The following is a 20,250-nucleotide window of genomic DNA, read 5'->3' on the forward strand; positions in this document are numbered from 1 at the left end:
GATGCAAGCTGGCGGAGTTCGGCGTCTATCCTAACCCGACTGCCGTCGATGCGCCCGGCTGGCGCCGTGTTTACGACGCGCCATGCAGCCGGCCTATCCGGCAGCCGCGGCCGACATTAGCGGCCGACTTCCGATCCGACATAGGCGATGCGCAACATGTTGGTCGAGCCCGGCGTCCTCAGCGGCACGCCGGCCGTGATGATGACGCGGTCGCCCGGCTTGCCGAAACCTTCATCGAAGGCGATGCGGCAGGCGCGGTCGACCATGTCGTCGAGGTCGCTGGCGTCGGGGGAAACGACGCAATGCGTGCCCCACAACAGCGACAGCCGCCGCGCCGTGTTGAGGATCGGCGACAGCGCCACGATCGGCACTTGCGGCCGCTCGCGCGCGGCGCGCAAGCCGGTCGTGCCGGACGCGGTATAGGTGATGATCGCCGACAGCTTCAGCGTCTCGGCTATTTCGCGGGCGGCGAGCGAAATCGCGTCGGCTCCAGTCGCTTCCGGTTCCGAGCGCTGCGCGTTGATAATTCCGGCATAGGTCGGGTCGGTTTCGACCTTGGTGGCGATCCGGTTCATCATCGCCACCGCCTCGACCGGATAGGCGCCGGCGGCGGACTCCGCCGAAAGCATGATCGCGTCGGCGCCTTCAAACACGGCGATCGACACGTCCGACACCTCGGCCCGCGTCGGCACCGGCGCGGTGATCATCGATTCCAGCATCTGCGTGGCGATCACCACCGGCTTGCCGGCACGGCGCGCGGCGCGGGTAATCTGCTTCTGAATGCCAGGCACGGCTTCGAGAGGCATCTCGACGCCGAGATCGCCGCGGGCGACCATCAGCGCATCCGAAAGCTCGATGATCTCGGCCAGCCGGGCGACGGCCTGCGGCTTTTCGATCTTGGCCATGATCAGCGCCCGGCCGCGTGCGATCTTGCGCGCTTCGGCCAGGTCCTCGGGCCGCTGCACGAAGGACAGCGCCACCCAGTCGACGCCGGTCGCCAGAACCGCGTCGAGATCCCGGCGGTCCTTTTCCGTCAGCGCGCCGACCGGCAGGTCGGTGTCGGGCAGGCTGACGCCCTTCTTGTCGGAAATGGTGGTGCCGGCGACGACGGTGCAGACGATCGCCTTGCCGTTGCTGCTGACCGCCTTGAGCTCGAGCTTGCCGTCGTCGATCAGCAGGCGATGACCAGCCTCGACCGAACGCAGGATTTCGGGATGCGGCAGGTAGACCCTCGTCGAATTGCCGGGCTCGGCATTGTCGTCGAGCGTGAAGGTCTGACCGGCGGTCAGCACCTCTTTGCCGTTGGCGAACTTGCCGACGCGCAGCTTTGGCCCTTGCAGGTCGGCGAGAACGCCGATCGGCCGGCCGACCGCCTCCTCGACGGCACGAATGCGGCCGACAAGCGTACGCATCAATTCATGGTCGGTGTGGCTCATATTGATGCGGAACACGTCGGCGCCGGCTTCGAACAGCTTCTTCAGCATCTCCTCGGACGAGGAGGCCGGACCGATGGTGGCGAGGATCTTGACCTTGCGGCTGCGTCTCATTGACTGTTTGTTCCCGGGGCGGCTGGAGCGCCATCCGTTGCGGGCTCGTCAGTCAGCTGGACCATCCAGCTTGCCTGCTCGCCCGTGTCATATTCCTGGAATCCGGCGCGCTGAAAGCCCCGGGCGACGCAATCGGTAACGCCGGCGATCTTGAACTCTTTTTCGGCCACGCACATGTTGATCGGGCCATCCCAGCGTCCGCCGCGCTCGGCGTCTTCTGCATAAAGATAGTAAAACCTTGATGACAACGGTCCCTCGATCAGCGTCTTGCAGCTCGATCCTTCGATGTGCCACCAGCCTTCGGTGATCCAGCCGGCTTTGGCGCGATAGCCGATGCCGACACCGACCAGGTTCTGCGTGGCGTTGCAGACCCGGAAATCGGCCCGTGCCGGCGAGGCCGAAATCACCGCGAAAAGACCCATGGCCGGTACCAGGAGCGGCATGGCCAAGGCGTGGCGCACACGCAGCCTGCCGGCGAAACCCATCCTGAAACCCCTCAAGAACCACATTTGCATCTCTCAACGCCCCTTTTCGGAAAAGTCCGTACGCATGTCAACGCGCCGATCTGTCCAATTCCAATCGATTTAGAAGGCTCTGGCGCGCTTGCGGTCGCCCCTGCTCATTTTTTTGGCAGAAACCGTGGCCAAACAACGGCATTGCGCAAGCGTTCTCTTCGTGGAATGACGATACCACCTCCCCGAAAGCCAGCGAACAGACCTTTCCCGCCAATGACCCGATCCACAGTTTTCGCGCCTTTCGATATCGTCGAAGGCGATCGCAAGCGCGGCATGGTGCTTCTGGCCGATCACGCCCGCCGCGACCTGCCGGAGGAGTATGGCAGTCTCGGCCTGCCGGCGGCGGAGTTCGACCGCCACATCGCCTACGACATCGGCGTCGAGACTGTAACCCGCGAACTCGCAAGTCTGCTCGGCGTTCCGGCGGTGCTTGCCAATTTTTCGCGACTGCTGATCGACCCCAATCGCGGCGAAGACGATCCAACGCTGATTCGCCAGCTCTATGACGGCACCGTCATCCCGGGAAATTATCCCATGGCCCCGGAGGAGCGCGAAAGACGGCTGGGCCGCTTTTACCGCCCCTATCATGATGCCGTCGGCGCCATGATCGCCTCTGTGGCGCGAGCATCCGCGCGGGTACCCTTCATCTTTTCGGTGCATTCCTTCACACCGACCATGCAGGGATTCGTGCGGCCGTGGCACGTCGGCATATTGTGGGACCTGGACGACCGCGTTGCGCGGCCGCTGATCGACATGCTCGCCGAGGACAAGAGCCTCATCGTCGGCGACAACGAACCCTATGACGGCGCACTGCGCGGCGATACCATGTTCAGGCACGCCATCGTCAACGGCTTTGCCCATGCGCTGCTCGAGGTCCGCCAGGACCTGATCGCCGACCACAAGGGTGCCCTCGCCTGGGCCGAACGGCTGGCGCCGATCGTTGACGCGATAGATCGACGTGCCGATATACATGCGGTGAAAATATTCGGCTCGCGCACCGGGCCGGTATGATGAGGCCCAAGGGAGGCCAACATGACATGACCGAACTCAGCGACGAACAAAAGCGTGATTTCGAAGCCGCTGCCTTCCGCCGGCTGGTCGCGCATCTGCGCGAGCGTTCCGACGTACAGAACATCGACCTGATGAACCTCGCCGGCTTCTGCCGCAACTGCCTGTCCAACTGGTACCGCGACGCGGCGCAAGCCGAGGGTGTCGAACTCAGCAAGGACCGGTCGCGCGAAATCATCTACGGCATGCCCTATGCCGAGTGGCAGGCCCTGAACCAGATCGAGGCCTCCGACGCCAAGAAGGCCGAGTTCGAGGCAAGGCGCCCCAGGGACCACTAGGGTCACAATCCATCGCGCTGAACGACCTTCACGAATGGTTTGCCGCCAAATGGGAGGACTGCCGTGCCTAAGATTGACGTTGCCGACGTGCCCGGACGCAAGGGCTCATCCTATCCACCGCCGTTCGATGCACCCTGTGCCGAACGCGTGCGGCAGCGGCTAGGCAACGCAGGCGGGCTCACCGACTTCGGCATCAATCTCATGCGCCTGCCGCCGGGCAACTGGTCGAGCCAGCGCCACTGGCATTCGCACGAAGACGAATTCGTCTACGTGCTTGAAGGCGAGCTGACGCTCGTCGAAGATGCCGGCGAGACGGTGCTGCGCGCCGGTGATTGCGCGGCCTTTCCGAAAGGATCAGGCAACGGCCATCACATGATCAATAAATCGGGCGCGATGGCGATCTATCTCGAAGTCGGTTCGCGCTGGCCCGACGACGTCGCCACCTGCTCCGACATCGACATGATGGGCACCAACGCTGACGGCCGGTTTGTGCACAAGGATGGCGCGCCTTATCCCGAGCCATAGGGATTTCGGAGTGGACCGCCGAGATGGTTGGCCGACGCGAGAGGACGTAGCGTCTGGTCCAAGCACTTTCGGCGAAGAGCGCTTGACTGTGAATTGAATCGATCTAATTTGCCGCGCAACGCCATTTCCGGACCGGATTCTACCCGATGGACGCGCAGAAAATCACGCAGATCGCGATTCGTGGACGCTGGGCAGTGGCCGGCATCTTCCTCGCCAACGGCTTCTTGACCGGCAGTTGGGCGCCGCAGATCCCGGTGTTCCTGACGCGACTCGACATTTCGAAGTTCACGCTCGGCTTGCTGATTCTTTTGTTCGGTGCCGGCGCCGTCACTGCCATGACCTGGTGCGGCCATCTGATCTCGAAGCATGGCTCGCGCACGGTGCTGCGCTGGTTCGGACTTGCCGGCAGCTTCGGCCTTTTGGTTGTGGCTCTGGCCCCCAACGTGCCCCTTGCGGCCGTCGCCATGTTCATCTTCGGCGGTTCGATCGGCGGCATGGACGTCGCCATGAATGCCAATGCAGTGGCAGTCGAACGGCGGCTGTCCCGTGCCATCATGTCGTCCTCGCACGGCTTCTGGAGCCTTGGCGGTTTCGCCGGCGGCGCTTTGGGCGGTTTCGCCATCCAGAACTACGGTCACCTCGCCCATGCGACGGTGGTGACGGCTCTTGCCTTTGCCGTAATCGCCGTAGCGGTCCGCTACCTGATCGCCGAGGACAAGCACCCAGTCGCCGAGCACCACAAATTCGCGCTGCCGGCAAACCCGCTGGTCTATCTGGTTGGGCTGATGGCGCTGCTGACGATGATCTCCGAAGGTGCGGTACTCGACTGGGCGGCGCTGTATCTCAGGCAGGAGCTCGGCGCCGATCTTGCCATCGCAGGCCTGGCCTATGCCGCCTTTTCCGGAGTCATGGCCATCATGCGCTTCCTCGGCGATGGCGTCCGCAACCGTTTCGGTGCCGTTACGACGTTGCGCGCCTCGGCCCTTGCCGCTGCTGCCGGCATGCTGGTGGCCGGGCTGGCTCCCTCGCCTTGGCTGGCCATTGCCGCCTTCGCTTTTTGCGGCCTCGGCATTGCCAACATGGTGCCGATCATTTTTTCGGCCGGCGGCAACCAGGAAGGCATGGCGTCCGGCACAGGCATGAGCGTCGTCACCACAATGGGTTACTCAGGCATTCTGGTGGCGCCGTCGGCGATCGGCTTCATCGCCGAACACTCGAGCTTCGGCCCGATCTTCGTCGCACTGTCCGGGCTGCTGGTCGTCGTGCTGTTGATGGCCGGCCTCGCTCACCGCGCCGAATTCGCTGCCGAGCCTGCACCGGCTGAATAGCGCTTGAACTCTTCGTAGAGGAAATCCGCGACGCGGCGGATGCGGACGCTGGTCCGCACGTCGCGGTGCATGGCCAGCCACACCGGCAGCGTCGGCAGCGGGAGACCCGGCAGCACTGTCTCGACCAGCGGATCACGGTCGGCGAGCGGCTCCTGGCCAAAGCCGATGCCGTTTCCCGCCCGCACCGCTTCCCACAGCACGATCTGATTATCGGTCCTGAAGCGGAAGGCATTGCGGGCGAGCGCGACGCCGAACTGGGCGAAGCCGCGAATGATTTCATCGCTGCGGTCGAAGCCGACCAGATCATGGCCGGCAAGATCGCGGGCCTCGCGCGGACGGCCACGCCGGTCGAGGTAGGATTTTGCCGCGCAGGCGCGGAGCGGAATGTCGGTCACCTTGCGCGCGACCAGTTCATTCTGCGCCGGCTTGACCATGCGGATGGCGATATCGGCGTCGCGACGCAGCAGATTCTCGACCTGGTTCGAGGCGACGATCTCGACTTCGATGCCCGGCTCCTCGAACCCAAGCCTCGCTGTGATTTCCGGCAGCACATAGGCCGCCACCACTTCGCTGGCGGCAATGCGCACCGTACCCTCTATCGCCTCGACCGATCCCAGCGCCAGCAGCGAAAAGGCGCTCGCCTGCTCGCTCACCGCGCGGCCCCGTTCAAAGAGCGTGTTGCCCGCTTCCGTGAGCGCGTAGCCACGCCGCCCGCGCCGGAAGAGCGTGACACCGAGCGCCTGTTCCAGCTCGGTGATGTGGCGGCCGAGCGTCGGCTGGCTCGCGGCAAGTTTTCGCGCGGCGGCCGACAGGCTGCCGGTCTCCGCCACGGTGACGAAACTCTTGATCAGGTTCCAGTCAATATCCATTCAAAATTGAATATCATATCGCCAATCGTAGTCAATTTTCATTCGTTTGCGAAGAGACAATATTGGGGTCGTAACGCAACACGGAGACGAACAATGACCACGATCGCAATTCTCGGCGCCAATGGCCGCCTCGGCCGCACGGTCGCCAAGGCCTTCCTCGATGCCGGCTACGATGTCCGTGCCATCACCCGCAGCGGCAAGGTGCCGGCCGAGCTCAAAGGCGCCACGGCGATCGCCGGCGACGCGCTCGACCGTGCTGCGCTGATCCGCGCGACCGAAGGCGTCGATATCATTTTCAACGGCCTCAACCCGCTCTACACCGACTGGAGCAAATGCCTGCCGATGGCCGAGAATGTGATGGCTGCCTGCCGGGCGAACGGCGCGCTGCATCTCTTCCCGGGCACCGTCTACAATTACGGCTCGCCGATGCCGGCGGTGATCGCCGAAGACACGCCGTTTCGCCCGACAACGGAAAAGGGCCGCATCCGCGTCGCCATGGAAGATCTGTTTCGCCGCGAGGCCGATGCGGGTCGGGTGCGCACGATCCTGCTGCGCGCTGGTGATTTCTTCGGCGGCAGCGGCAGCGGATCGTGGTTCGATCTGGTTGTTGCCGCCAAGATAACCAAGGGTGTCTATACCGCCCCAGGGCCGGTCGATCTCGTGCATGAATGGGCCTATCTGCCCGACCTGGCCAAGGCCTTCGTCGGGCTGGCTGACAATCTCGACAAGCTCGGCTCCTACGAGGCGCTGAACTTTCCTGGCCATGCGGTGACCGATCTGGACATCAAGGCGGCCGCGGAGAAGGCGCTCGGACGCACGCTGAAACTGACGTCGATGCCGTGGTGGGTGCTGCGTGCCGGCGGCCCGTTCGTGGCGATGTGGCGCGAGATCGTTTCGATGTCCTATCTCCGCTTCGAGCCGCACCGGCTGGTTTCAGGCAGGCTGGAAAGCGTTATCGGTACGATCCCGCACACGCCGCTGGAAAATGCAGTGTCGGAAGCGCTCGAGGATATCGGCATCGCCACGCTCAAGACGACGCAAAAAGTTGCCTAACAACAAACCAAAAAAAGGCGGATGGCCAGATGGTCATCCGCCGCTTGTCACGACCAATGATTGCGGTCAGATCCGGCCCATCAACAGCAGCACCAGGACAACGATCAGAATGACGCCGACGATGCCGGATGGTCCGTAACCCCAGGACCGGGAATGCGGCCACGCCGGAACCGCGCCGATCAGAATAAGAATAAGGATAATGATGAGAATGGTGCTGATCGTCATCAGAAAATCCTCGCTTTGAGGTTGCAATGACGGAACAATGCAGAAGGCCGCCCATTGTTCCCGGGCGGCCTTTGCTTGATCAGGACGGCGATCCGGACTCTATTCGGCGGCCTTCGGGAAGGCGATCGCCGGTTCGGCGCCCAGATCGGCGTCCAGGCCTTTCGACGGGATTTCGGCCTTTCGACGCCCCAACAGGCGACTGAACCAGCCACGACGCGCACCGGGTTTGACCTTGGCGCGAGTGAACACCATCAGCATCGACGGCGTCACCACCAGCGTCAGCACGGTGGCGAAGGACAGCCCGAAGACGATCGCCGAAGACAGCGAAATCCACCATTGCGTCGACGGCGCGTTGATCGTCGTCTCGTGATGGAAGATTTCGAGGCCGAGGCCGAAGGCGATCGGCAGCACGCCGAGGATCGCCGATACCGCCGTCAGCACCACCGGGCGGGCACGCTCGCGGCAGGTCTGCAGCACGGCTTCGTATTTGTCCCAGCCCTCTTCGCGCAACCGGTCATAGGTGTCGATCAGCACGATGTTGTTGTTCACCACCACCCCGGCCAGCGCGATGACACCGATGCCCGACATGACGATGCCGAATGCCTCTCCCGTCAGCAGCAGCCCGAGGAACACGCCGATCGTCGCCATGACCACGCAGGACAGCACCAGCCAGACGCTGGTGAACTTGTTGAACTGCGCCAGAAGCACGATGAAAATCAGGAAGATCGCCGCACCGAAGGCTTTGCTGAGGAAGGCGCCGGCCTCCGCGCTGTCCTCATTCGAGCCGGCAAGCTTCCAGCGAATGCCGCTGCCGAGGTTCATGTCGGCGACAGCTTTGGTGACCTCCTGCTGGACGGCTGCCACCTGGGCGCCGGCAGCGACGTTGGCCTGGACGACCACAGTTCGCGCGCCGTCGATGCGGTTGAGGATACCGACCGTCGGCTCCGGCTTGCGCACGACGAAGTTCGAGATCGGCACCGAGCCTTGCGCGGTCTGCACCCGCAGTTCGTCGAGCGTTGACAGCGTGCGCCGATCCTCGGGCAGGCGCAGCCTGATGTCGACTGCATCGTCGGCGCCGGCGGGCCGGTATTCGCTGAGCTTCAGCCCGTTGGTCACCAGTTGCACGACCGTCCCGACCGCGGTTGGGCTGATGCCGTACTGCGCCGCCTTGGCGCGATCGACCTCGAGCGCCCAGTCAACGCCGGGCGGCGCCAGACCGTCGGAAATATCGATGACGCCGGGCACCTTGGCAATGCGCGCGGCGACCGCGCGGGCCTTGTCGTCAAGGCCCTTCGGATCTACGGCCGAAAGCCTGATCTGGATCGGCTTGCCTGTAGGCGGGCCGGCTTCCGGCACGCGAACCTCGACGTCGACACCGGGAATGCCAGCCATCACGCCGCGCAGTTCGTCCAGGATTGAGTTCGCCGATTTACGCTCGCGCCAGTCGACGAATTCGTACTGGATCACGCCAACCACGTCTTCCGGAACATCCTGGCCGCCGCCCTGCGTCTTGCCGACACGGGTATAGACAGACTTCACGCCCGGCCAACCGAGCAGCCGATTTTCCGCGGTCTTGGTGGCCGCGTCCATTTCGGCAAGCGAAAGATTGCCGCGGGCGTGGACATAGAGCAGGCCGTAGTCAGGCTCGACATTCGGGAAGAATTCGACGCCGGCGCCGAATTTCGAATAGGCGTAGCCGACGCCGAACAACAGCGCCACAGTGAGGACAAGCACGGTGATGGGATAATGCACCGCCTGCTTGACCACGGCCATGTACCAGCCGTCGCGATTGTCGTCGGGGTGATGGGCCGGCGCCTTGGCAAATATCGCGCCCAGCGTCGGCGCGAAGACCAGCGCATAGAGCATCGAGGCCGAGAGCGTCACGATCAGCGTGATCGGCATGTATTTCATGAAGTCGCCGATAATGCCCGGCCAGAACAACAGCGGCGAGAAGGCGGCAATGCGCGTCATCGTCGCCGCGATGACCGGGCCGGCCATGCGCTTGGCGGCAAGCGCGAACGCTTGCTCCTTCGGCATGCCCTCGCTCATGCGTCGCTCGGCGAATTCGGTGACGATGATGGCGTCGTCGACCAGCATGCCGACCGCCAGGATGAGGCTGAACAGCACGATCATGTTGATCGTGTAGCCCATCATTGCCAGCAACAGGATGCCGATCAGGAAGGACGAGGGGATGGCCAATCCGATCAGCAGCGAGGCACGGCCAGACAGCGCGTAGAGAATGACGATGAACACCAGGATGACGGCGATCATCACGTGGTTCTGCAGGTCGCCGAGCAACTGGTTCACGAAGACGGACTTGTCTTGCGTGTAGGTGACGTGCATGCCCTCCGGCATCGTCTTGATGAAGGCGTCGGACACCTCCCTGACCTTGCCAATCGTATCGATCAGGTTGGAGCCGATGCGCTTCTTCACCTCGATGGCGATCGCCGGCTTGCCGTCGAGGCGGGTGACCGTCTCGGCGTCCTTGAATGTGGAGCGGATGGTGGCAATGTCCTTGGCCTGCACCACCGCATTGGGGCCGGCGACGACCGGAAGCGCCGCCACATCCTCCGGTGTCTCGATAAGCGAGGGCACCTTGACCGCGTATTTGCCCTCGGATCCTTCGATGTTGCCGGCGGCGACAAGACTGTTGGAAGCGCCGACCGCACCGATCAACTGGTCGAGCTGCAGCCCGTAGGAAGACAGCTTCATCGGATCGATGACCACTTCGACGAGGTCGTCGCGCGCACCCTGCAGCGAGCCCTCGAGCACGCCAGGCACTTCCTCGATGCGGTCGCGCAGCTCGCGCGCCGCCGCCGTCAGCACGCGCTCGGGCACCTCGCCCGACAGCGTCACGACCAGGACGGGGAACTCGGAGATATTGACCTCGGAGACCACGGGCTCCTCAGCCGCTTGCGGCAGGTCGGCCTTGCCGTCCTGCACCTTGCTGCGTGTGTCCTGCAGCGCGGTGGCGAGATCCGTCTGTGGCTGGAATTCGACCAGCACATAACCGCCGCCCTGGAAGGCGGCCGAGCGCATCTCCTTGAGGCCTTTCAGGCTCTTCAGCTTGGCTTCCATCGGCCGCAGCAGGAGGCGCTCGGAGTCTTCCGGCGAGATGCCCTGGTAGATCAGGCTGACATACATCATCGGAATCGGAACGTCCGGTTCCGCTTCCTTCGGCGTCGACTGGTAGGCGACCGCACCGGCAAGGATGAGAAAGACCAGGACCGCAATGGTCAGCCGGGCATTGCTGATAGCAAGTTTGACGATGTCCATGATTACTGCGTCCCGGCCGTCGCTTCGCCCAACAGCTTTTGGATGGTCGCCTGGTCGGCTGCGACCGGCTTGACCACCTCGCCTTCCTTCACCAGCTCCTGGCCGGCGACGATGATGCGGGCGTCGGCCGCAATGCCGCCGAGCACCAGGCCGGTTGGCGTGTCGTCGACCAGATCGATCGGGAAGAACACGACCTTGTCATCCTTGTCGACGGCGCGGATGCCGAGGTCGCCCTTGTCGCCGAGCGTCACCACCGAGCGCGGCAGCATCACGGCGTCGGTCGGCTGGGCGCTGAGCGCGATTTCTGCCGTCATGCCGGCCGGTACGGACCCATCGGCATTGGGGATAGCGACTTCAACCCGAAAGGTACGGGTTGCCGAAGATGCATCCCGGCTGATGTAGCGCACCGTACCCTTGACGGTCTGGCCACTGACCAGGCGCACATTGGCTTCGTCACCGATCTTCAGATAGCCGAGATCGCGTTCGCTGACTTCGCCGCGTGCGATCACCGGATCGAGCTTGAGAATGGTCGCCACCTCGCCGCCCTGCATCACGGAACTGCCAAGCTCCACCGGCACCCGGTCGATGACGCCGTCGAAGGGCGCCTTCACCTCGTTGCGGTCGAGCTCGGCTTGCGCTGCGTCCAGTTGCGACTTGGCCAGCGTCAGGTTGGAGCGGGTTGTATCGAGCTGCAACTTGGGCAGATTGCCGGTTTTCATCAGCCGCAGGGCAGCTGCCAGCTCTGCCTCACGTTGCACGACAAGCTGCTTGGCGTTGTCGACCGCCGAGATTTTTTCCTCGGCGGCAAGCATCAGGATCAGGTCGCCGGTCTTGACGTGCTGGCCCTGCTTGACCGGCAGCTTGTCGATGACGCCGGCGACGCGTGTCGCCAGGACGGCGCGCTTGTCGGCTTCGGTCAGTCCGGAAATGCGGATAGCGCGTGCATAGGTGCGCCGCGGCGGGGTTATGACCGCGACCGTGCGCAACGGCGCCTTGGGCTGTTCCGCCTCGGCAGTCCCCGGTTTGGCAGCCCCCTGTTCGCCAGCTTGGGGCTTGCCTGCGTCGGCTGCCTTGGGCTGCTCGACCTCTCCTGCCTTGGGCTTGTTGTCGGCGGACGCGCTGCCGACGGACGAGAACTCGCCTGTCGCCATCCAGCCGGCGAACCCGATGAGCACAACAATGGCTGCAAGCTTGTGAAACCTGAATTTCGGCATCGTCATTTTTCCAGTGCGCGGGGTTCGGCCAGGCCGCATCTTCTACTTGGGGCGCGTCGCCGATATGGGTGCGCGCGAGGCCGTATTCAAATTGCCGTGATCGGCGAAGCGCGCTTCTACCTCAAAGTTGCAGCGCAATATAGTCAGAAAAGTTGATGGGTTGTTGCTTTGTCCGCAAAGATGCGGCTGCAGCATCGGCTGTTGATCGCCAAAACAGCGGTATGGCAGCAAGTGTCAGGATGATTGACGGATTGCGAATGCCATCTGCTTGCGAAGCAGCTAGGCCGGACGGCGGGCGGCCTCGGGCTGCTTGCGCGCCGCAAGAAATTCCTTGACCCGCCGGCCCGGCGCCGGCCCGGTCACCGGCTTCAAGCCGTCGTCGAGTTCGCCGGACAGATCGATCGTCGGCCGCTTGCCGACGGCGTCATAATTTTCTTCCAGCCAATCACTGGCTGCGGTGCGGCCGAGGTCGCGCAGATAGGCAAGGAACGCCCATTCGGCATTGACCTTGGACGATGCCGACAGATCCTTGAACGCTTCGTCGGCATCGATGCGGTGCATGCGGATGTCGCGATATTCGCCGTGCGGCAATCGGCCGGCGGCGATCAGTTCCTTGACGAAGGCGATCGAGCGGAATTCGCGCAACAGCCCGGCATTGAAGGTGATCTCGTCGATGCGGTTCTGGATCTCATTGGCGCTCTTCGGCGTTCCCTCGCGGACCACCGGATTGATCTGCACCAAAAGCACGTCCTCGGTGGCCGCCGTCTTGAAGAACGGGAACAGTGCCGGGTTGCCGCCATAACCGCCATCCCAATAGGGCACGCCCTTGATCTCGACGGCACGGAACAATTGCGGCAAGCAGGCCGACGCCATCACCGTGTCGAGGTCGATCTCGCCGTCCGAGAAGACCCGCAACTGGCCGGTCTCGACATTGGTAGCGGAAATGAACAGTTCCATCGACTTGCAGGCGCGCACATTGTCGAAATCGATCTCACGTTCGACCACGTCGCGCAGCGGATTGATGGCGAGCGGATTGGCGACATAGGGCGAAAATACCCGAGACATCGTATCGAACAGGAAATAGCCGGGCGTGTTCTCGATCGACCAATTGCCCCAGGCGACGTCCCAAGGCATGCGCTGTACCGGGCTGAAGCGGCCCTTTGCCGCCACCGCACGCCAGAAATCGTCGAGCTTCCGCCGCGCGCCCTCGACACCGCCGCGGACAAAGCCGTCGGCCAGCGCCACGGCATTCATGGCGCCGGCGCTGGTGCCCGAAACCGCCGTTATGTCGAGGCGCCCGTCCTCGAGCAGCCGATCGAGCACGCCCCAGGAAAACGCCCCGTGCGAACCGCCGCCTTGCAGCGCGACATTGATCTTCTTTGGCTCTTCCGCCTTGCCATTTTTCGGCATGGCGTGGCCCTTGACCGCTGGAAGCCTCACTGAGCGGTCCAGCCGCCATCGACAGAGATGTGCGCGCCGTTGATCTGCGCCGCCGCATCCGAGCATAGGAACACCGCGGCCGCCGCAACCTGCTCGACGGTGACGAACTCCTTGGTCGGTTGCTTTTCGAGCATTACCTCACGGACCACCGTCTCGCGGTCCATCTTGTTGGCCTTCATCTGGTCGGGGATCTGCGCCTCGACCAGCGGCGTCAACACATAGCCCGGACAAATGGCATTGCAGGTGATCTTGTCGCGCGCCAGTTCCAGGGCGACAGTCTTGGTCAAGCCCATAATGCCATGCTTGGCCGAGACATAGGCCGACTTGAACGGCGAGGCGACAAGGCCGTGGGCCGAGGCGACGTTGACGATCCGGCCGCCACCGGCCTGTTTCATCAACGGGATGGCGGCTGCGATGGTGTGGAAGGCCGATGACAGGTTAATGGCGATGATCGCATCCCACTTCTCGATCGGGAAGCTTTCCACCGGCGCGACATGCTGGATGCCGGCATTGTTGATCAGGATGTCGACCGAGCCGAATGCCTCGGCTGCCTTCGCCACCAAAGCCCGGCACTCGGCCGGCTTCGACATGTCGGCTTTGACATAGGCGGTCTTCACCTTGTGGTGCTTCGCGATCGCGTCTGCGATGGCGCGGTCGTCGGCGGTGTCGGAAAAGGAATTGACGACGACGTTGCAGCCTTCGGCCGCGAGCGCGTGGGCAATGGCCAGGCCGATGCCCGAGGTGGAACCGGTGACGATGGCGGTTTTTCTGGCGGTCAAGGCGGCTTTATTCCTTTCGAGGCGGGCTCCCGTGGAACCATGCTGCACTGCAGCATATAGGCTCTCTGTCACCCAAGAACAGCGGATGTGTGGAGCAATGACATGAAATTTTTGTCATGTAGACCTCTCTCGTCCCCTAAGAGAGGTCGTCGCCTCGTTTCGCAAAGCATGCGCTGAAAGCTCGTCAGGCGACGAGGTCCGGCACCGTCCCGATATAGCGCGACTGCGGCCGGATCAGCCGTCCGCTCGTTTGCTGCTCGCGCGCATGGGCAATCCAGCCGGCGACGCGCCCGGCAGCAAAGACATTGGTGAACGCCTCTTTCGGAAAGCCCGCCGCTTCCAGCAGGAGCGCTGTGAAGAACTCGACGTTGGTCTGGAGCGAGCGTGACGGCTTGGCGATGCGGAGCACTTCGAGCGCCGCCTGCTCCACGCTTTCGGCGAAGGCCAGCCGGTGGCCGCTTTCGCCCTCGGCGCCGAGCTGGCGCACGACGGCTTTCAGCACGTCGGCACGCGGATCGCGCACGCGATAGATGCGATGGCCGAAGCCCATGATGCGGCCGCCACGCGCGATCTCGCCACGCAGCCAGCCGGCGGCGTCGCCATGCACCTCGATCGCATCCAGCATCTCGATCACCGGACCTGGCGCGCCGCCATGCAGCGGCCCCTTGAGCGCTCCGAGCCCGGCCAGCACCGCCGAAGTAAGCCCGGCCTGCGTCGAAGCGACCACGCGCGCGGCGAAGGTCGATGCGTTGAGGCCGTGGTCGCAAACCGTCACGAGATAGGCATCGAGCGCCTTCGCCAATTTAGGCGAGGCCACAATGCCGGTCAGCATCCGCAGCATGTCGGCTGCATGATCGGCCTTGCTATCGGGCGCAATCGGGCTTTCGCCGCGCTGCAAGCGCAGCAAGGCCGGCGTCAGCACGGCAGGTGCCGCAACCAGCCGCAGCGCGTCCGACAATTTGTCACCATCCGGCAGCAGGGCAATACCGGCGCGCATCGCGCTGTAGATATCGACGGATGCGAGAAACGGCAGCAAGGGTTTGATCTGCTCGAACACTTCGCTGCGCGCCCGACCGATCGCGTTCGCCAGCTCCCTGCCGTCGGGAAGATCGTCGAAAAAGCCGTCGAACAGCAGATGAACCACCTCGGCGTATTTCCAGCGGCCTGCCAGTTCGGGCAACGAATGGCCCCGGATGGTCAGGCGGCCACCAAGACCGTCAACATCGGAGAGCACCGTTTCCGCCGCCACCACATCATCGAGCCCATTCGCCATTGGTTTTCTCCTTGACCCTTTCCGGGTGGAAGATAAGGGTTGGTGACTGGACCATCAATCTTGATCAACGGAATCAACATGACAAGGCTGACATGACGGAGTGGCTGACGCGGGACGAAGCCCTGGAGCGTCTCAAGGTGCGAGCCCAGACCCTCTATGCCTATGTCAGCCGCGGACGCATCGGCGTGCGGCCGGACCGGGCGGATCCACGCCGCAGCCAGTATCGCGCCGACGATATCGCGGCGCTGGCGAGCCGCCGGGCTCGTGGCCGAAATCCCCAGGCAATCGCCGAAAGTGCAATTGCCTGGGGTGAGCCGGCGATCGCCACCACGATCTCGACCGTTTTGCATGGCCGCCTTGTCTATCGCGGCCAGGATGCGGTTGCTCTCTGCGAGGCTGCCACGCTGGAGCAGACGGCAAACCTGCTTTGGGCATCTGGCGCACCAGTGTCGTTCGTCTCGGCGAGCCGCCATGGCAACGGCGCAACTGGCCGGCCGGCTGCCTTCGCGGAATTGGCCGCGTTGGCGGCCAACGGCCGGCCTTCGCTCGGCCGAAGATCGGCTTCGCTCAACCACGATGCGGCCGGCGCCATCGCCGCTTTGGCCCAGGCGCTCGGCGCGATTCCCGGAACTGGTGCCGTGCACGAAAGGCTGGCGCAGGGATGGTCGCTTGATGCGGCCGGCGCAGACTTGATCCGCCGCTCGCTCGTGCTGTTGGCCGATCACGAATTGAACGCATCGACCTTCGCCGCACGGGTCGCCGCGTCCACCGGCGCACCTGTTTCGGCCTGCCTGCTTGCCGGCCTCGCCACGCTCTCCGGGCCGCGTCATGGCGGCGCCGCGGAGGCGGTCATGATGCTGGCGGAGGATGCGCAGAGATTGGGGCCGGATGCGGCTGTCGGACGCTGGCTCGGTCACGACAGGCCGCTGCCCGGATTTGGCCATCCGCTTTATCCCGACGGCGATCCGCGTGCGGAACCGTTGCTGGCCGCGATAGATGTCGATGATGGGCTGTTACGGCTTTGCGATGTGGCCTTTGCGGCAACGGGCATGCGCCCGAACGTCGATTTCGCCTTGGCTGCGCTGACGCGCGGCCTCCGTTTGCCGTCCGATGCGCCGTTCCGCCTGTTCGCACTCGGCCGCAGCGTCGGCTGGGCCGCGCATGCCGTGGAGCAGGTGACGAGCAACGGCCTGATCCGGCCACGCGCCCGCTACCAGGGACCGCTGCCGGAGCAGCTCTAGCCGCGCTGCTTGCGAAGTCTCAGCGGCACCTGAAGAGAGGTTCGACGCTGCACTTCGCCAGCCGGCAGTCAGGACATCGTGTCGAGCTTACGCTGCATCGCGGCGATCTGCTCCTTCAGCTCCTGGAGGTCGTCGGGTTTTTCCGGCGTTTCCTTCCTGGCCGGTTCGGCCGGCGCTGCTGCCGGCGCCGAGCCCGCGGACGGGAACGGCGTGAACAGCCGCATGGCGTTCTGGAACATTTCCATGTTGCGCCGCGTCTGCTCCTCCAGCACCTTGATTGGTGTCGCGATCTTCATCATGTCCATCGGCGACTTGCCGAGGGCATCTTTCATCTGCTCGCGAAAGCGCTCCTGCTCCTTCGAGAAGGCCAGCATCGACTGCTCGAGAAAGCTCGGCACGATCATCTGCATCTGGTCGCCATAATAGGCGATGAGCTGACGCAGGAACGGGATCGGCAGCATGTTCTGCCCGTCCTTGTTCTCCAGCTCGAAGATGATCTGGGTCAGTACCGGATGCGTGATGTCGTCACCGGTCTTGGCGTCCTGGACAGTAAAGTCCTCGCCTCTTTTGACCATTTCAGCGAGATCCTCGAGCGTCACATAGGTGCTGGTGCCCGTATTGTAGAGACGGCGATTGGCATATTTCTTGATAACAATAGGTTCGTCTTTTGCGGCCATCTGCATCCTCCCCGGACACCGGGCAGCTTAAGTAAGCCGCCGGTAACGATTGCGCCTTTTTAAAGGATATGCGCAAAAGCGTCATGAATCCAAGCAGTTTGTGCAGTGCGGGACCATTTTATGCTGCGCAGCACGGATGGGCCGTCATCGCAGCGACGCGCGGCCTGCTTGCCGCGGAGGAACGCCATGCCCATTTCGGGTTTGACTCGGGTTGTGGAAAGGGCAAGAAAAGTCCCCGACGGCACCCGAAATCGTTCCCCGAAAGCCTGGAGAAGAATATGTCCGCTTCCAACGCCATCGTTGTCGCCAGTGCAGCGCGCACGCCCGTCGGCTCCTTCAACGGCGCCTTCGCCAACACCCCAGCCCATGAATTGGGTGCCGTCGCCGTCAGGGAAGCGCTGGTCCGTGCCGGCGTCGACGGCAAGGAGGTGGACGAGGTCATCCTCGGCCAGATCCTGACCGCGGCTCAAGGGCAGAACCCGGCGCGGCAGGCGGCAATGGCTGCCGGCGTACCGCAGGAGGCGACCTCCTGGGGCCTGAACCAGCTCTGCGGCTCGGGCTTGCGCGCCATCGCGCTCGGCATGCAGCAGATCGCCCAGGGCGACGCGAGGATCATCGTTGCCGGCGGCCAGGAATCGATGTCGATGGCTCCGCATGCACAGCATCTGCGCGGTGGCGTCAAGATGGGCGATTTCAAGCTGATCGACACCATGATCAAGGACGGCCTGACCGATGCCTTCTATGGCTATCATATGGGCAACACCGCTGAGAACGTCGCCCGCCAGTTCCAGATCACCCGCGACGACCAGGACCAGTTCGCACTGGCTTCCCAGAACAAGGCCGAGGCCGCGCAGAAAGCCGGGAAATTCAAGGACGAGATCGTTGCCTTTACAGTCAAGGGCAGGAAGGGCGACACCGTAGTCGACCAGGATGAATACATCCGCCACGGCGCGACAATCGATGCCATGACCAAGCTCAAGCCCGCCTTCGATAAGGAAGGCACGGTGACTGCTGCCAATGCTTCCGGCATCAACGACGGTGCCGCCGCCGTGGTGCTGATGACCGAAGCGGAAGCCGCAAGGCGCGGCATCACACCGCTGGTGCGTATCGTTTCCTGGGCGACCGCCGGTGTCGACCCGCAGATCATGGGGACGGGACCGATCCCCTCCTCGCGCAAGGCGCTGGCCAAGGCCGGCTGGTCGGTCGGCGACCTCGATCTGGTCGAAGCCAACGAGGCCTTTGCCGCGCAGGCCTGCGCCGTCAACAAGGACATGGGCTGGGATCCGGCCATCGTCAACGTCAATGGCGGCGCCATCGCCATCGGCCATCCGGTCGGCGCCTCGGGCGCCCGCATCTTCAACACGCTGGTCTACGAGATGCGCCGCAGAAGTGCCAAGAAAGGCCTTGCCACGCTGTGCATCGGCGGCGGCATGGGTGTTGCCATGTGCGTGGAAGCAATGGGATGAATGGCAAATTGTGAATGGTGAATGGTGAATGGAAGATCGGAGGGCTTACGCAATAACCATTCACCATTCACCATTCACTCTGGGAGGGAAACGCATGACAAAGGTTGCAATCGTCACAGGCGGGTCGCGCGGCATCGGCGCGGCGATATCGGTCGCCTTGAAAAGCGCCGGCTATTCGGTCGCCGCAAACTACGCCGGCAATGAGGAAGCGGCGGCAAAGTTCAAGGCCGCGACCGGCATCCCGGTCTATAGATGGTCGGTCGCCGACTACGAGGCCTGCGCCGCCGGCATCAAACAGATCGAAGCCGATCTCGGTCCCGTCTCGGTGCTGGTCAACAATGCCGGCATCACTCGCGACGCGATGTTCCACAAGATGACGCGCGAGCAATGGAAAGAGGTCCTCGACACCAACCTTTCCGGCGTCTTCAACATGACGCATCCGTTGTGGGGCGGCATGCGCGACCGCAAGTTCGGTCGCATCATCACCATCTCCTCGATCAACGGCCAGAAAGGCCAGGCCGGCCAGGTCAATTATTCGGCCTCGAAGGCCGGCGATATCGGCTTCACCAAGGCACTGGCCCAGGAAGGCGCGCGCGCCGGCATCACCGTCAACGTCATTTGCCCCGGGTACATCGCCACCGAGATGGTCAAGGCAATGGACGAGAAGGTCCTCAACGAGCGCGTCATCCCGCACATCCCGGTCGGCCGTCTCGGCGAGCCGGAGGAAATCGCGCGCTGCGTCGTCTTCCTCGCTTCCGACGATGCCGGTTTCATCACCGGCTCGACCATATCAGCCAATGGCGGCCAGTACATCGCCTGATCGTTTATCTTTACGTTGAGACAGATACGCGCTTGGACGAACGGGCCTGCAAAACGGCCCGTTTCTATAGCGGTCTTCCCGTTGCAAGATCTCGATGCAGCACGCTGCCCCAATCCGGCACGCAAAGGTTAACGGCAAACTCGCAGCCTGTGCAAAAACCGCCCGGCAGCCTGTGGATTCTAGGTGGAAAAGCTGTTCACAACACAACATGCTGCGGTGAACAAACCAAGAAACTTCGGCTATCTCTGATTCGTCGCCGATTCGTTCCGGCTTTGAGCGGAACGTTAACGGCGAGAGCTGAAAACACCCTCGAAATGATTAAAGCGCGTTAGGAAACATCAATAATTGCATAATGTTGTGCGAAGCAGATTGGCCAGCCACGACCATTCACCGGCAGAGGTTAACCGCAGTGCTCGCGTGGATGCCGCCTGCATAAATCGGGCCAGTTTCCGTGATTCAGCATGTGGTGAGGTACGCCGACAGAAAACCCAGATGTAGCCGTGAACAAACCCTGAATCAGCGTGAGTCAGTGATTCGTCGCTGATTCGTTCCAGACTCGTTCCAACTGTTAATCGGGAACAGATTTTCTGGCTTCGAACCAACCAATCGGCCTGCCCTCGGCATATTCCGCTTTCGCTTCGTGCCCGAAATCCCTA

18 protein-coding genes are annotated in these 20,250 nt (G+C 63.2%); 8 read left to right on the forward strand and 10 right to left on the reverse strand.

Going from position 1 to position 20,250, the window contains the following annotated elements; all coding sequences use genetic code 11:
* Positions 1 to 116 precede the first annotated feature (116 nt).
* Positions 117 to 1,547, reverse strand: a complete 1,431-nt coding sequence (gene pyk / locus NKI25_RS07135; protein WP_023678464.1) for a pyruvate kinase — start codon at positions 1,545 to 1,547, stop codon at positions 117 to 119.
* A complete protein-coding gene (locus tag NKI25_RS07140) occupies positions 1,544 to 1,990 on the reverse strand; it encodes a DUF1036 domain-containing protein (protein ID WP_502894514.1) in 447 nt (148 codons plus the stop codon). The genes pyk and NKI25_RS07140 overlap by 4 nt, the downstream gene beginning before the upstream one ends.
* A 285-nt stretch (positions 1,991 to 2,275) precedes the next feature.
* On the opposite strand from NKI25_RS07140, the gene NKI25_RS07145 reads away from it, so the two are divergent.
* From NKI25_RS07145 to NKI25_RS07160, 4 genes are all read left to right on the forward strand, one after another.
* Positions 2,276 to 3,073, forward strand: a complete 798-nt coding sequence (locus tag NKI25_RS07145; protein ID WP_023678462.1) for an N-formylglutamate amidohydrolase — start codon at positions 2,276 to 2,278, stop codon at positions 3,071 to 3,073.
* A 26-nt stretch (positions 3,074 to 3,099) separates the two neighbouring features.
* Entirely contained in the window at positions 3,100 to 3,408 is a 309-nt protein-coding gene (locus tag NKI25_RS07150) for a DUF1244 domain-containing protein (protein ID WP_023678461.1), read from the forward strand.
* Positions 3,409 to 3,471: 63 nt separating this feature from the next.
* Positions 3,472 to 3,933, forward strand: coding sequence for a cupin domain-containing protein (locus NKI25_RS07155; RefSeq protein ID WP_023678460.1), 462 nt, complete (start codon positions 3,472 to 3,474; stop codon positions 3,931 to 3,933).
* 146 nt (positions 3,934 to 4,079) lie between these two features.
* The gene (locus NKI25_RS07160) at positions 4,080 to 5,261 is read left to right on the forward strand and encodes an MFS transporter (protein ID WP_023678459.1); all 1,182 of its coding nucleotides are present in this window, start codon (positions 4,080 to 4,082) and stop codon (positions 5,259 to 5,261) included.
* Here NKI25_RS07160 and NKI25_RS07165 read toward each other — a convergent pair.
* Positions 5,219 to 6,130, reverse strand: coding sequence for a LysR family transcriptional regulator (locus tag NKI25_RS07165; RefSeq protein WP_023678458.1), 912 nt, complete (start codon positions 6,128 to 6,130; stop codon positions 5,219 to 5,221). The two genes, NKI25_RS07160 and NKI25_RS07165, sit on opposite strands and share 43 nt — an antisense overlap.
* 93 nt (positions 6,131 to 6,223) lie before the next feature.
* On the opposite strand from NKI25_RS07165, the gene NKI25_RS07170 reads away from it, so the two are divergent.
* Positions 6,224 to 7,183, forward strand: coding sequence for an NAD-dependent epimerase/dehydratase family protein (locus tag NKI25_RS07170; protein WP_023678457.1), 960 nt, complete (start codon positions 6,224 to 6,226; stop codon positions 7,181 to 7,183).
* A 66-nt stretch (positions 7,184 to 7,249) separates the two neighbouring features.
* Here NKI25_RS07170 and NKI25_RS07175 read toward each other — a convergent pair whose 3' ends face one another.
* The 6 genes from NKI25_RS07175 to NKI25_RS07200 form a co-directional block, all read right to left on the reverse strand.
* Complete coding sequence (locus tag NKI25_RS07175; RefSeq protein ID WP_023678456.1) at positions 7,250 to 7,408, reverse strand: DUF3309 family protein; 159 nt, start codon at positions 7,406 to 7,408, stop codon at positions 7,250 to 7,252.
* A gap of 99 nt (positions 7,409 to 7,507) precedes the next feature.
* Positions 7,508 to 10,684 carry an efflux RND transporter permease subunit gene (locus NKI25_RS07180; protein WP_023678455.1) on the reverse strand — a complete coding sequence of 1,059 codons (3,177 nt, stop codon included), beginning with the start codon at positions 10,682 to 10,684 and terminating at the stop codon, positions 7,508 to 7,510.
* A gap of 2 nt (positions 10,685 to 10,686) precedes the next feature.
* Positions 10,687 to 11,898: an efflux RND transporter periplasmic adaptor subunit gene (locus NKI25_RS07185; protein WP_023678454.1), complete on the reverse strand. Its 1,212-nt coding sequence runs from the start codon at positions 11,896 to 11,898 to the stop codon at positions 10,687 to 10,689.
* A 279-nt stretch (positions 11,899 to 12,177) separates the two neighbouring features.
* Positions 12,178 to 13,308: a patatin-like phospholipase family protein gene (locus tag NKI25_RS07190; RefSeq protein ID WP_023678453.1), complete on the reverse strand. Its 1,131-nt coding sequence runs from the start codon at positions 13,306 to 13,308 to the stop codon at positions 12,178 to 12,180.
* Between the two features lie 26 nt (positions 13,309 to 13,334).
* On the reverse strand, positions 13,335 to 14,117 hold the full coding sequence (locus tag NKI25_RS07195) for a 3-hydroxybutyrate dehydrogenase (RefSeq protein WP_023678452.1): 783 nt from the start codon (positions 14,115 to 14,117) through the stop codon (positions 13,335 to 13,337).
* Positions 14,118 to 14,301: 184 nt separating this feature from the next.
* Complete coding sequence (locus tag NKI25_RS07200; protein ID WP_023678451.1) at positions 14,302 to 15,390, reverse strand: citrate synthase/methylcitrate synthase; 1,089 nt, start codon at positions 15,388 to 15,390, stop codon at positions 14,302 to 14,304.
* A 92-nt stretch (positions 15,391 to 15,482) separates the two neighbouring features.
* Between NKI25_RS07200 and NKI25_RS07205 the strand changes: the two genes are divergently transcribed.
* Positions 15,483 to 16,631: a citrate synthase gene (locus NKI25_RS07205; protein WP_023678450.1), complete on the forward strand. Its 1,149-nt coding sequence runs from the start codon at positions 15,483 to 15,485 to the stop codon at positions 16,629 to 16,631.
* Positions 16,632 to 16,699: 68 nt separating this feature from the next.
* On the opposite strand, the gene phaR is transcribed toward NKI25_RS07205, so the two are convergent.
* Positions 16,700 to 17,308: a polyhydroxyalkanoate synthesis repressor PhaR gene (phaR, locus tag NKI25_RS07210; protein WP_352454871.1), complete on the reverse strand. Its 609-nt coding sequence runs from the start codon at positions 17,306 to 17,308 to the stop codon at positions 16,700 to 16,702.
* Between the two features lie 278 nt (positions 17,309 to 17,586).
* Here phaR and NKI25_RS07215 point away from each other — a divergent pair, with 278 nt between their 5' ends.
* On the forward strand, positions 17,587 to 18,774 hold the full coding sequence (locus tag NKI25_RS07215) for an acetyl-CoA C-acetyltransferase (protein ID WP_352572007.1): 1,188 nt from the start codon (positions 17,587 to 17,589) through the stop codon (positions 18,772 to 18,774).
* 94 nt (positions 18,775 to 18,868) lie between these two features.
* Entirely contained in the window at positions 18,869 to 19,594 is a 726-nt protein-coding gene (gene phbB / locus NKI25_RS07220; protein WP_352572008.1) for an acetoacetyl-CoA reductase, read from the forward strand.
* Positions 19,595 to 20,250: the final 656 nt, after the last annotated feature.

It is taken from the genome of Mesorhizobium sp. M0808, assembly GCF_040320025.1.
Taxonomy (GTDB): Bacteria; Pseudomonadota; Alphaproteobacteria; order Rhizobiales; family Rhizobiaceae; genus Mesorhizobium.

Bases quoted from the DNA above. Each gene is read 5' to 3' on its own strand.
- pyk (WP_023678464.1), bottom strand. From the start codon at position 1,547: ATGAGACGCAGCCGCAAGGTCAAGATCCTCGCCACCATCGGTCCGGCC.
- NKI25_RS07140 (WP_502894514.1), bottom strand. From the start codon at position 1,990: ATGCCGCTCCTGGTACCGGCCATGGGTCTTTTCGCGGTGATTTCGGCC.
- NKI25_RS07145 (WP_023678462.1), top strand. From the start codon at position 2,276: ATGACCCGATCCACAGTTTTCGCGCCTTTCGATATCGTCGAAGGCGAT.
- NKI25_RS07150 (WP_023678461.1), top strand. From the start codon at position 3,100: ATGACCGAACTCAGCGACGAACAAAAGCGTGATTTCGAAGCCGCTGCC.
- NKI25_RS07160 (WP_023678459.1), top strand. From the start codon at position 4,080: ATGGACGCGCAGAAAATCACGCAGATCGCGATTCGTGGACGCTGGGCA.
- NKI25_RS07165 (WP_023678458.1), bottom strand. From the start codon at position 6,130: ATGGATATTGACTGGAACCTGATCAAGAGTTTCGTCACCGTGGCGGAG.
- NKI25_RS07170 (WP_023678457.1), top strand. From the start codon at position 6,224: ATGACCACGATCGCAATTCTCGGCGCCAATGGCCGCCTCGGCCGCACG.
- NKI25_RS07175 (WP_023678456.1), bottom strand. From the start codon at position 7,408: ATGACGATCAGCACCATTCTCATCATTATCCTTATTCTTATTCTGATC.
- NKI25_RS07180 (WP_023678455.1), bottom strand. From the start codon at position 10,684: ATGGACATCGTCAAACTTGCTATCAGCAATGCCCGGCTGACCATTGCG.
- NKI25_RS07185 (WP_023678454.1), bottom strand. From the start codon at position 11,898: ATGCCGAAATTCAGGTTTCACAAGCTTGCAGCCATTGTTGTGCTCATC.
- NKI25_RS07190 (WP_023678453.1), bottom strand. From the start codon at position 13,308: ATGCCGAAAAATGGCAAGGCGGAAGAGCCAAAGAAGATCAATGTCGCG.
- NKI25_RS07200 (WP_023678451.1), bottom strand. From the start codon at position 15,390: ATGGCGAATGGGCTCGATGATGTGGTGGCGGCGGAAACGGTGCTCTCC.
- NKI25_RS07205 (WP_023678450.1), top strand. From the start codon at position 15,483: ATGACGGAGTGGCTGACGCGGGACGAAGCCCTGGAGCGTCTCAAGGTG.
- phaR (WP_352454871.1), bottom strand. From the start codon at position 17,308: ATGGCCGCAAAAGACGAACCTATTGTTATCAAGAAATATGCCAATCGC.
- NKI25_RS07215 (WP_352572007.1), top strand. From the start codon at position 17,587: ATGTCCGCTTCCAACGCCATCGTTGTCGCCAGTGCAGCGCGCACGCCC.
- phbB (WP_352572008.1), top strand. From the start codon at position 18,869: ATGACAAAGGTTGCAATCGTCACAGGCGGGTCGCGCGGCATCGGCGCG.